Source organism: Rhodoplanes elegans (assembly GCF_016653355.1).
GTDB classification, from domain to species: Bacteria; Pseudomonadota; Alphaproteobacteria; order Rhizobiales; family Xanthobacteraceae; genus Rhodoplanes; species Rhodoplanes elegans.
In genome coordinates this window covers 1-12,065 of sequence record NZ_NHSK01000275.1, presented here as the reverse complement: position 1 = coordinate 12,065, position 12,065 = coordinate 1, and the positions used below count along the sequence as shown (strand labels likewise).

Genomic DNA, 12,065 nt, shown 5'->3' with positions numbered 1-12,065 from the left:
GGTGGGGGGCTCTTCGCTTCGTCCAAACAGCGGAGCGGCGGCCTCCACACGCTCTACATCTCGCCTCTAAAAGCGCTGGCCGTCGACATCGCGCGCAATCTCGAGCGGCCCGTCGCCGAGATGGGACTGCCGGTGCGCATCGAGACGCGCACCGGCGACACGCCGCAGAGCCGGCGGGCGCGACAGCGCCGCGATCCGCCCGACATCCTGCTCACCACGCCCGAGCAGCTCGCGCTGCTGCTCGCCAGCGCCGACGCGCCCTATCTGTTCGGCTCGCTGCGCCGCGTGGTGCTCGATGAGCTGCACGCGCTCGTCACGTCGAAGCGCGGCGACCTGCTCTCGCTCGGTCTCTCACGACTGTTCGCGACGGCGCCGGGTCTCACGACCGTCGGCCTCTCGGCGACGGTGGCGGACCCGCAGGAGCTTTCGCGATTCCTGGTGCCGCAGCGCGGCGGCGGCACGCACGCCGAGATCGTCGAGCCCGAGATCGTCCAGCCCGCGACCATCCAGGCCGAGATCGTTCAAGCGGCCGGCGGCGCCGCGCCGATCGTGACGATGCTCGACACCGCCGAGCATCTGCCGTGGTCGGGCCACTCGGCCGCCCACGCACTCGCCGAGATCTACGATCTGATCGGCCGCCACACGACCACGCTGGTGTTCGTGAACACGCGCAGCCAGGCCGAGTTCCTGTTCCAGGCGCTGTGGCGCATCAACGAGGACGGCCACGCCATCGCGCTCCATCACGGCTCGCTCGACGTCACCCAGCGGCGCAAGGTCGAGGCCGCGATGGCCGAGGGGCGGCTGCGCGCCATCGTGTGCACGTCGTCGCTCGATCTCGGCATCGACTGGGGCGACGTCGATCTGGTGATCAATGTCGGCGCCCCGAAGGGCGCGTCGCGACTGACGCAGCGCATCGGCCGCGCCAACCATCGGCTCGACGAGCCGTCGCGCGCCGTGCTGGTGCCGGCGAACCGGTTCGAGGTTCTCGAATGCCGCGCCGCCATCGACGCGGTGGCCGAGAATGCCCAGGACACGCCACCCTTGCGCACCGGCGCGCTCGACGTGCTGGCCCAGCACGTGCTCGGCTGCGCCTGCGCGGCACCGTTCGCGTCCGACGATCTGTTCGTGGAGGTGCGCGCCGCCGCGCCTTACGCGGATCTGAGACGTGAGGACTTCGATGCCGTGGTCGATTTCGTCGCCACCGGCGGCTACGCCCTGAAGGCCTACGAGCGCTTCGCCAAGATCCGGAAAGGCGCCGACGGCCGCTGGCGCGTCACCCATCCGCGCGTCGCGCAGCGCTATCGGCTCAATGTCGGCACCATCGTCGAGGAGCCGATGATCAAGATCAGGCTGGTGCGGGCGCGCGGCGCGGCGACGCGTGGCCATGCCGGCGTGGTCGGGCGCGCCGGCAAGCTCCTCGGCGAGGTGGAGGAGTATTTCATCGAGGGGCTGGTGCCGGGCGACACCTTCCTGTTCGCCGGCGAGGTGCTGCGCTACGAGGCGCTCGCCGAGGACTCGGCCTATGTGTCGCGCGCGCACGCGGAGGATCCCAAGGTCCCGGTCTATGCGGGCGGCAAGTTCCCGCTCTCCACCTATCTCGCTGAACGGGTGCGCGACATGCTGGCGGCGCCTGCGACGTGGCGACGGCTTCCTGATCAGGTGCACGACTGGCTCGATCTGCAGCGGCTGCGCTCGCGCCTGCCGAAGCCGGGCGAGCTGCTGGTCGAGACGTTCCCGCGCACCGACAAGCATTACCTCGTCTGCTATCCGTTCGAGGGGCGGCTCGCGCATCAGACGCTCGGCATGCTGCTCACACGGCGTCTCGAGCGGGCGCGCCAAAGACCGCTCGGCTTCGTCGCCAGCGAGTACGCGCTCGCCGTGTGGGGACTCGGCGATCTGTCGTTCGCGGTGAAGCGCGGCGCGCTCTCGCTCGACGCGCTGTTCGACGAGGACATGCTGGGCGACGATCTCGACGCTTGGCTCGCCGAATCGGCCCTGATGAAGCGCACCTTCCGGCAATGCGCCGTGATCGCCGGCCTGATCGAGCGGCGCACCGGCGGCGAGGACAAGAGCCGCCGGCAGGTGACGATCTCGACCGACCTCGTTTACGACGTGCTGCGCAAGCACCAACCCGATCACATGTTGTTGCGCGCCGCCCAGGCCGAGGCCGCGACCGGGCTGCTTGACATCCGTCGGCTCGGTTTGCTGCTCTCTCGGGTGAGGGGGCGAATCGTCCACGTGCCGCTGCCACGCGTGTCTCCGCTCGCCGTTCCGGTGATGCTGGAGATCGGCCGCGAGTCCGTCCACGGCGAAGCGTCCGAAGCGCTGCTGATGGAAGCCGAGGCGGATTTGGTCAGGGAGGCGATGGGGTGAGGGCACGAACCGCCGCGACGGCGGATGTGATCACATGCGGGGAAAGCGGGGGCGGTGGCGGGCGCGATCGCGAGGCGATCGCACGCCAGGCCAGCGCCGCCGCACTCTCGGTCGCCGGCGTCTCGCTGGTCGCCGATCTGTCCGGCGCGCTCTACTGGCCCGAGCGGCGCATGCTGCTGGTCGCCGACCTGCATCTGGAGAAGGGCTCGGCCTGCGCGCTGCGCGGTGCGCTGCTGCCGCCCTTCGACACCGCCGAGACGCTGGAGCGGCTCGCATGGGTGGTCGCCTATTACGATCCGGCCGTCGTCGTCGCGCTCGGCGACAGCTTTCACGATCGCGACGGCGCGGAGCGGCTGACGCCGGAGGACCGCGCGCATCTCGCATCGCTCCAGCGCAGGCGCGACTGGGTGTGGATCGCCGGCAATCACGATCCCGCCCCGGCCCGCGACCTCGGCGGCACGTTCACGCGCGAGGTGCGGGACGGGCCGCTGGTGCTGCGCCACGAGCCGGGTGGGCCCGGCATCACGGGCGAGATCGCCGGCCACCTGCACCCGTGCGCCCGCGTCGTCCAGCGCGGCCGCAGCCTGACGCGGCGCTGCTTCGCGACCGACGGCCGCCGCTTGGTGATGCCAGCTTTCGGGGCGTTCACGGGCGGCCTCAACATCCGCCACGCCGCCTTCGCGACCGTGTTCGACGGGGCGGAGTTCGCGGCCCACCTGATCGGCGACAGCAAGCTGTTCACGTTCCCGGCGAGCCGCTGCGTCGGGTGAGAGGCACGGCGGTGGCCGACCTCTCTCCGCCCTCGTCCTGAGGAGGCCGCGAAGCGGCCGTCTCGAAGGGCGGGGGCGGCCCGCGGTCTTGGGGGCCACATGGTTCGAGACGCGATCCTTCGGATCGCTCCTCACCATGAGGGGTGTAGTCGACGTGTCGGCGCACCGCTCGGACCTCACCGGAAATTCCGCCCCTTCGGCATGGCGCTGCGGACGCGGGCCGCGGGAGCGAGGTCGTCGCCGAGATCGGGCGCCTCGCGCAACAGCACGGCGAGCGACGCGCCGGCGCGCACCGGCTGGCGGTGCTCCGGGATCGGCCGCTTGAACTCGTCGCAGCGCGCCAGCGTCTCGATGCAGCCGGCGTCCTCGGCGAGCTTTTTCAGAAGCGGCGTGAGATCGTCGAGCCGTTCGGCGACGACGTGGATCACGCCCTGCTCGTTCTGCAGCCGGCCGGTGACGGCGACGAGCCGCGCGCCGAGCACGATCGGCCTGAACACCTCGAACACCTGCGGCCAGACGATCACGTTGGCGACCGCGGTCTCGTCCTCCAGGGTCGCGAAGATCACGCCCTTCGCGGTGCCGGGCCGCTGGCGCACCAGCACCAGGCCGGCGACGCTGACGCGCCGGCCCGACGGCAGCGTGGCGAGGCGCTCGTTCGGAAGAACACGGCGGCGATCGAGATCGGCGCGCAGGAACGACACCGGATGCGCCTTGAGGGACAGATGCAGGTGGCGATAGTCGGCGACGACGTGCTCGCCGAGCCACATCGGCGGCAGTGCGACGTCGGGCTCCTGCTCGGGCGTCGCGACCCGCGCGAACAGCGGCAGGTCGTCCTTGTCGCCGGCGCGGCGCAGCGCCCGCACGGCCCACAGCGCCTGCCGCCGGTCGAGCCCGAGCGAGCGGAACGCATCCGCCTCGGCGAGCCTTTCGAGCACGGCCGGCGAGAGCCTCGTGCGTAACCACAGATCACGAATGGAGTCGTATCCGTTTTTCCGCGCGATCGCGATCTTCCGTCCGTCCTCCTCCTTCAGGCCGGAGATCTGACGGAAGCCGAGCCGCACCACATGGGTGGAGAGACTATCGCCGGCCATCGCGGCGTGGCGGGGATGGAGGGGAAGTGTCGTGCTCGTCGCCACACCCTCTGTCCCGTCATGCCCGGGCTCGTCCCGGGCATCCACGTCTTGGGGCGCTTCCGAAAGCAAACGCGTGGATGGCCGGGACGAGCCCGGCCATGACGAGGCTGCATGATCTGAAACGGACTCCAGCCCGTTGTCCCAATCCGAAAAGCTCACGTCGATCGGCAGCACCGTGATGCCGTGCTCCTGGGCGTCGCGGACGATCTGGGCCGGGGCGTAGAAGCCCATCGGCTGGCTGTTCAACAAGGCCGCGGCGAACACGTCCGGGAAGCGGCACTTGATCCAGGCCGAGGCATAGACGAGCAGGGCAAAGCTCGCCGCGTGGCTCTCCGGAAAGCCGTACTCGCCGAACCCTTCGATCTGATTGAAGCAGCGCTCGGCGAAGTCGCGCGGATAGCCGCGTGCCGCCATGCCGTCGATCAGCTTGGCCCGGAAATATTTGATGGTGCCGACGCGCCGGAACGTCGCCATGGCGCGGCGGAGCTGGTCGGCCTCGCTCGGCGTGAAGCCGGCCGCGACGATGGCGATGCGCATCGCCTGCTCCTGGAACAGCGGCACGCCGAGCGTCTTGCCCAGCACTTGTCCCAGCTCGTCGGCCGGACCGTGCTCCGGCGAAGGAGACGGGAACGTCACCGGCTCCAGCCCCTGCCGGCGGCGCAGATAGGGATGCACCATGTCGCCCTGGATCGGGCCGGGCCGCACGATCGCCACCTCGATGACGAGGTCGTAGAACGCCTGCGGCTTCAGCCGCGGCAGCATGGTCATCTGGGCGCGGCTCTCGACCTGGAACACCCCGACCGAATCGGCCCGCGACAGCATCCGGTACACGGCCTCGTCCTCGGCCGGGATGACGGAGAGGTCGAGGCGAGTGGGGGCTGAAGGCGGCGCCTCGTTCACCTCTCCCCGCGCGCGGGGAGAGGTCGACGTTCGCGCGATCAGCGCGGACGTCGGGTGAGGGGGCGTCGCCGTATCCACGAGAGGCCCCCTCACCCGACTCGCCTCTTCGAGGCGAGCCACCCTCTTGTCGCGCGAGAGCGCGACCCCGCGAGCGGGGAGAGGGAAGGCGGGGGCCCTGCCGCAGAAGCTCTCCCCGTAATGCGTCTGCAGAAAATCCAGCGCGCGTCTCAGACACGTCAGCATGCCGAGCGCCAGCACGTCGATCTTGAGGATCTTCAGCGTGTCGAGATCGTCCTTGTCCCACTCGATGACGGTGCGGTCCTCCATGGCGGCGTTCTCGATCGGCACGAGCTCGTCGAGGCGGCCGCGCGTGATCACGAAGCCGCCGACATGCTGGGAGAGATGGCGCGGGAAGCCGGTCAGCTCGCGCGCCAGCGCGAGCGCGCTCGCCAGTCGCGGGTCGGCGGGATCGCAGCCGGCGCGCGCGGCATGTTCGCTCGACAGCGCCTCGCGTGAAAAACCCCACAGCGTGCCGGCGAGCGAGCCGATCACGTCCTCGGTGAGGCCGAACACCTTGCCGACGTCGCGCATCGCGCTGCGGCCGCGATAGCAGATCACCGTCGCGGCGAGGCCGGCGCGGGCGCGGCCATAACGATTGTATATATACTGGATGACCTCCTCGCGCCGCTCGTGCTCGAAATCGACGTCGATGTCGGGCGGCTCGCGTCGCTCGGCCGAGACGAAGCGTTCGAACAGGAGATCGCTGCGTGCCGGGTCGACCTCGGTGATGCCGAGGCAGTAGCAGACGGCCGAGTTCGCCGCCGAGCCGCGGCCCTGGCAGAGGATGCCGCGCGACCGCGCGAAGCGCACGATGTCGTGCACGGTGAGGAAATACGGCGCGTAGGAGAGCGTGCCGATCAGCGCGTATTCGTGATCGAGCGCGTGCCTCACCTTCGGCGGCACGCCGTCCGGATAACGTCGCGCCGCGCCCTCTTCGGTGAAGGCGATCAACGCGTCCTGCGGCGTTTTAAATCCTTCGCGCACCTCGTCCGGGTAATCGTAGGCGAGCGCATCGAGCGAGAAGCGGCAGTTTTCCAGGAACACCAGCGTCTGCGCCACCGCCTCGGGCGCGGCACGGAACAGCCGCGCCGTCTCGTCCGGCGATTTCAGATGCCGCTCGGCATTGGGTGCGAGCAGACGGCCGGCGGCGTCGAGCGTCGTGTGCTCCCGCACGCAGGTGATCACGTCGTGCAGCGGCCGCCGCTCGGGGACGTGATAGAGCACGTCGCCGACGGCGATCAGCGGCGTCCGCGTCTCGGCCGCGAGCGCGGCGAGCCGCGCGAGTCTTCGCGCGTCGTCGCCGTGCCGGCGCATGGTCGCACCGAGCCAGACACGGGCGCCGGCGTCGCGGAGGGACGACAACAAGGCGCCGTGGCGCATCGCCTGCCCTCCACCGTTCCGCTCCGTCATGGCCGGGCTCGACCCGGCCATCCATCCCTTTCGCGAGACCGCCCTTCCTGCGATGGATGCGCGGGTCGAGCCCGCGCATGACGGGCTCCGGACAGTGCCGCACCGCTCCTCCGCCAAGATGATCAGGTTGAACCCTTCCGCCGACGTGATCAGATCGTCGAGATGGAGCGTGCATTCGCCCTTCCCGGCGCGGCGCTTGCCCAGCGTCAGGAGCCGGGTCAGCCGGCCCCAGGCGGCGCGGTCACGCGGATAGGCGAGAATGTCGGGGGTGCCGTCGGCGAAGACGAGCCGCGCCCCGACGGCGAGCCGCACGCCGTGCTCCTTGGCGGCCTCGTGGGCCCGCACCACGCCGGCGACCGAGTTGCGGTCGGCGACGCCCAGCGCCGCGAGGCCGAGCGCCTTCGCCTGCACGACCAGCTCCTCGGGATGCGAGGCGCCGCGCAGGAACGAGAAGTTGGTGGTGACGGCGAGCTCGGCATAGGCGGTCATGACTCACTCGATCGGCTCACCCGATCGCCTCACCCGAACAGGCCGTGCAGGAACCAGCGCGGGCGCGGCGTCTCGCGGTCGAACAGGCCTTCGCGATAGAGCCAGGCGCGAAACCCGACCCGGCACTCGACCCGGAAATAGTCGCGGGTGAGCGCGCGGCCGTCGGCGTCGCGCCACCAGGGGAGCGCGATGCGCTCCGGCCCCTCCGCGGCGGCAACCTCGTGCAGCACGCGCCGCCAGCGAAACCGCAGCGGCGGCCCGTCCGGCACCTCGGCGATGGCCTCGACCGGCTCCGGCTTCTCCAGCAGCCGCAGCGGACGTGAGGGGGCGAGCGTGTCGGGATCGTCACAGGCGGCGGCCTCGAAGACCCTCTGCCCGCGCGCGGGGGTGCGGGGAGAGGTGAACAGCCCGGGCCGTCCCCCCACCCCCGCCACCCTCACCACCTGGGCCGGCCGGGCGACGACGGCGTGCTCGGGCACGTGTGCGTCGCGCAGCACCGGGCGGGTGACGCGGCGGGCGCCGAAGCGGGCCGACAGGCGATCGACCAGATGTGCGAGCTCGGCCGCGGGATCGCCGAGCGCGCCCTCGACGTCGAGCCCGGCCTGGCGCGCCTCGCTGCGCTCGGTCAAAAGCGCGCCGAGCCGCACCAGGTCGAAGCCGAAGCCGGGATCCCAGGGGTCGCCGACGGCGAGCCGGTCGGCGAACAGCCGCGCCATCCGGGCGGGATCGCGCAGCGGCGCGCCGGTGCCGACCGAAATGCGCACCACTCGCCCGTCGGTTCGGAACAGCGCCGCCTCGAGGATGCGGGCGCCCTCGCCGCGGGTCTCCAGCACCCGGGCGAGCCGGCCGCCGAGGGTTTCCAGCGTGGCCAGCACGTCGCGCTCCAGCAGCACGGGCTCGGCGAAATTCTGCTCGGCGACGCAGGCGGGCAGCGGCCGGCGCGGCGAGATCGGCACCTCGGCGAGGCCGCGCGCCGCATCGAGCGCGTCCAGAAGCCCGTCGAAGCGCGCCGCCAGCGTGGCGCGTGGCAGCGCGAGGACATCGGCGATGCGCTTCAGCCCGACCTCGGCGAGCGAGGCCGCCATGTCTCGGGGCAGCCGCAGCGCCGCGAGTGGCAACGGCGCCAGGGCGGCGTCCTGGCCGCCGGGGGGAATGAGAAGCAACGGGTGGGGCGACGCCCCCTCACCCGGATCGCTGCGCGATCCGACCTCTCCCCGCGCGCGGGGAGAGGTCGGATCGCGCAGCGNCCTCACCCGGATCGCTGCGCGATCCGACCTCTCCCCGCGCGCGGGGAGAGGTGAACCCGCCGTATCGCGCCACGGCAAACGCGCAGCCCGGCGTGTCGGCGACGGCGAGGCGGGCGGACAGGCCGCCGGCGGCGAGGCGGGCGTGAAGCGCGGCGGCGAGCGCCGCCTCGCCGCCGAACAGATGGGCGCAGCCGGTGATGTCGAGCACCAGCCCCTCGGGCGGATCGAGCGCCACCAGCGGCGTGAAGCGGTCGCAGGCCTCGGCGACGGCGTCGAGCAGCGCGGCGTCGGCCGCCGGATCGTGCGGCACGACCACGAGTCCGGGATGACGGGCGCGGGCGTCGGCGACCGTGGTGCCGACGGTGAGGCCGAGTTTTTGCGCGGCGTCGTTCAGAGCGGCGATGCGTTGCGCCGACTTCACCGTCTCGGCGGTGACCAGTGCGGCGTCGTGGCCGGCCGCCCTCGCGGCCTCACCCGGCCCGGCGGGCCGGGTCGTGCTGCGAAGAATCCGGTCGGTCGACAGGCGCCTCAGCCACAGGGAGAGGAACCGGCGCGTCGCGCCGGGCGGGCTCGCGGAAGACATGCTCATGATGATCCCAGACGAGGGGCCAGCGGCCGGTCGGGCCGCGGCGATTCCGCAGGACGGAGAGGAAGACGGCCGGCTGGCCGAGGCCGCCGAAGCCGTCCGGCAGGCCGGGCGCGGCGGCGATCTCCAGGCGGGTGGCGGCCGGGCTCGCCAGCGCCTCCGCCCGGTGGCGCAGCAGCAGGCCGAGCCCGCCGCCGGCCGCGGCGGCGAGCGACAGGCGGCGCAGCGCGACGAGATCGAGGGCGCGGTCGTCGAAAAACTCGCCGACCACCACGGCGAGGCCGCGGCACGCCAGCGCCTCCTCCATGGCGAAGGCGGCGTCCCGCTCGCTCGCCACCGCCACCTCGACCAACCGGGCCGGCGACAGGCCGAGCGCCGCGACGCCGGGACCGTAGAGCCGCCCGGCCTCGCGGCCGGCGAGATCGGCCTGGATCCACAGGACCTCGCGGCGGGCGAAGCGGCGCACCGTTCCGAGCGCGTGCACGGCGAGCGCCAGCACGGTGCCGGCCGCGGCGGCGAGGTCGCGCGGCGACGCCGGCACGATCTCGTGGAGGGCGCCGAGCGAGATCCCGCCGCCGAGCGCCCGGTCGAGCTCCGGCACGCCGAGGGCGAGCACCGAATCGGCGGCGTCCGCGGGCACCGGCCGGTGCGCCTCGAGGACGGCCACCCGGCTGCGGAGCGCACGCAAGATCTCGCCCGCATCGCGGGGCGGCATGGTCACGATCGGCCCTCTGTGTTCCTGATATGTTCTTATGGATTCCGGAAAGCCCGACGCGAGTCAAGGACGGTCGGGCACGCGGTCCGGGAAGCGCGGAGAGGGTTGATGAATCGTTATACCAGCCTGCGCCGTCTCCCACTGTCCCCGTCATTGCCGGGCTCGACCCGGCAATCCATCAAGCTTCTGAAAAAGCTCTTTTTTCGGTGATGGATGCGCGGGTCGAGCTCGCGCATGACGAGTCTGAGTTGGGGAAGATTGGTCTTAAATGAGGAGAGGTTCGGCCTCGGCTCGGCGCCGGCCGGCCATTGCCCGCGCATGACGGCGCGCTGGCCCTCACAGCCCGCGCTTGGGCGTGCCGAAATCCTTGGCGACCTTGAGGTTGCGCAGCTTGCTGCGGATGTCGGCGGAGACCAGCGTCGACCGCCGGAGCGGCGTGAAGTCGGCGGCGCGGTGCCGCGTCCCACCGGCGCCCTGGTAGACCTTGAGGCCGTCGCGCGTCGCGACCACATCGCCGGCCCGCAGCGTCGGGTCGTTCGCGATGTCGACCTTGGCGAGCCCGAAGGCGTCGCGGCCGTTGCAGGTGCAGCCGTCGACCAGCTCCTTGCGATAGCGGTGCGCGGTCGACAGCCCGGCATAGCGGCTGCCGTCCGGGGCGACCGCCTGGTCGATCCCGGCGCCCTCGAACACCTTGGTGCGGCTCGCCGGGCAGAAGGCGTTGCACAGCTTGGCGGGCGAGATCGCGGCGGGCGCGGTCAGCGGGAAGAAGCGGCCGTCGCACAGGCGCACGCAATAGGCCGTGACGGCCGGGGCGGCCTCCGGAAGCGTCACGCCCGGCGGCGGCGCACCGGCCTCGCCCGGCCCCCCTGCCCCGCCGGTCGGCGGCGCATAGGCCATCACCGGGGCGGCGCGCGCCGGCCCGCGCCCGAACGGGGCGCCGGTGCCGAAGATGCTCTCGAACACGCCGCCGGGCGACGCCGGCGTCCAAGCGGGTGTCGAAGCGGGGGCGCGGGACTGGGCGGTCGCGGACAGCGGCGCGGCGACGCCGAGCAGCACGACGGCGGCCGGAAGCAGACGCATCCAGAAGGCTGTCTTGGATCGAGAGGGCATCGCGGTCGCCGAAAAGCCCACGCGGGGCGCGCGGGCGACAAGCAATCATCGAAAAGGACGAGGCGTCGGACAGGCGAGCGGCGGGGCCCGAGGACCCCGCCGCCGACGTGAAAAGGATCAGTTGATGCGGGCGCCGGCCCGGGTGTCGGCCGTGCGGGACGCCGGGCCCGAGATGCCGGCGACGCCGCGCGACGACATCGGCATGACGACCACCTTGGCGCCCGTCTTCACCCGGCCGTAGAGGTCGATCACGTCCTCGTTGGCGAGCCGGATGCAGCCCGACGACACGCGCTGGCCGATGGTGTCGGGGGCGTTGGTGCCGTGGATGCGATAGACCGACGAGCCGAGATACATGGCGCGGGCGCCGAGCGGGTTCGAGGGGCCGCCGGCCATGAAGCGCGGCAGGTAGGGCTGACGGGCGATCATCTCCGCCGGCGGGTGCCAGTCCGGCCACTCGGCCATGCGGGTGATGTGCTCGACGCCCGACCAAGTGAAGCCCTCGCGGCCGACGCCGATGCCGTAGCGCATTGCCTTGCCGCCCGGCATGACGAGGTAGAGGTAGGTGTTCGGCGTGTCGATGATGATGGTGCCGGGCGCCTCGGAGCCCGCATAGGACACGACCTGGCGGCGCAGATGCGCCGGCGCGCTGGCCCGCGGCGCGGCGTCCTCGACCCGGTCGTCGCGGATGTAGCGGTCGATCGAGGAGGAGCGATAGCCGTCCGGCGCGAACAGCGACAGCGGATCGGCCTTGGCCGGCGCGGCGACGAGGCCGGCGACTCCGAGGGCGACCGCACCGATGACGAGAGAGAGCTTCGCGGAGCGAGCCATGTCCATCCCCCTGTTGTTCCCCGGCATTGACTGCCGCCGAGACAACCGGCGAGGCGCGAAAGAGTTCCCGGCCGTTAAGGAAGAAAATTAAGCATCCGTTAAAGCGATCGCAGAAAGTCGGGAACCGCGACGTGATCAGATGGGGCTGTGACGTGACGAGCGGACGAGCCCCACGTCTCCTCACGAAAGCCCGTCAACGCCGCTTCGCACTCTCTTTCACCTCTCCCCAGCGGGGAGAGGTCGGGGCTCGCACGACAGCGCGAGCTCCGGGTGAGGGGATGCCGCGCTCTCGATGAACCCCGTCGGCCTCGGCACCCCCTTGTAACTCTGATTGTCGCGACTCGCGTAGTCTGCGGGCCGCGGTGACGGGCGGGAGCCCGGGAGCCCCTGGGCCAGGTCAGGCCGTGGGTGAGCATGGTGCCCCGCCCGTCGTTCCATCGAACC

Annotated in this window: 7 protein-coding genes; 2 read left to right on the top strand and 5 right to left on the bottom strand. The window is 71.7% G+C overall.

Features of this window, described 5'->3' with window-relative positions; translation table 11 throughout:
- A partial coding sequence (locus CCR97_RS28570; RefSeq protein WP_201160118.1) for a ligase-associated DNA damage response DEXH box helicase occupies positions 1 to 2,373 on the top strand: 2,373 nt, incomplete at its 5' end.
- Positions 2,374 to 2,450: 77 nt separating this feature from the next.
- Positions 2,451 to 3,143 (top strand): ligase-associated DNA damage response endonuclease PdeM, encoded by a 693-nt coding sequence (pdeM, locus tag CCR97_RS28565; protein ID WP_111359797.1) that lies wholly within the window; start codon positions 2,451 to 2,453, stop codon positions 3,141 to 3,143.
- A 176-nt stretch (positions 3,144 to 3,319) separates the two neighbouring features.
- Here pdeM and CCR97_RS28560 read toward each other — a convergent pair whose 3' ends face one another.
- The 5 genes from CCR97_RS28560 to CCR97_RS28535 all read right to left on the bottom strand — a co-directional run bounded on the left by CCR97_RS28560 (position 3,320) and on the right by CCR97_RS28535 (position 11,627).
- The gene (locus tag CCR97_RS28560) at positions 3,320 to 7,135 is read right to left on the bottom strand and encodes a helix-hairpin-helix domain-containing protein (protein WP_201160117.1); all 3,816 of its coding nucleotides are present in this window, start codon (positions 7,133 to 7,135) and stop codon (positions 3,320 to 3,322) included.
- Positions 7,136 to 8,382: 1,247 nt separating this feature from the next.
- The coding region (locus CCR97_RS28550; RefSeq protein ID WP_207199613.1) for a Y-family DNA polymerase at positions 8,383 to 8,965 on the bottom strand (583 nt) is incomplete at its 3' end.
- Complete coding sequence (locus CCR97_RS28545; protein WP_146618934.1) at positions 8,853 to 9,689, bottom strand: ImuA family protein; 837 nt, start codon at positions 9,687 to 9,689, stop codon at positions 8,853 to 8,855. The genes CCR97_RS28545 and CCR97_RS28550, both read right to left, overlap by 113 nt.
- Before the next feature lie 330 nt (positions 9,690 to 10,019).
- Complete coding sequence (locus CCR97_RS28540; RefSeq protein WP_170146064.1) at positions 10,020 to 10,763, bottom strand: DUF2865 domain-containing protein; 744 nt, start codon at positions 10,761 to 10,763, stop codon at positions 10,020 to 10,022.
- 147 nt (positions 10,764 to 10,910) lie between these two features.
- Positions 10,911 to 11,627 (bottom strand): L,D-transpeptidase, encoded by a 717-nt coding sequence (locus tag CCR97_RS28535; RefSeq protein WP_111360056.1) that lies wholly within the window; start codon positions 11,625 to 11,627, stop codon positions 10,911 to 10,913.
- Positions 11,628 to 12,065 lie beyond the last annotated feature (438 nt).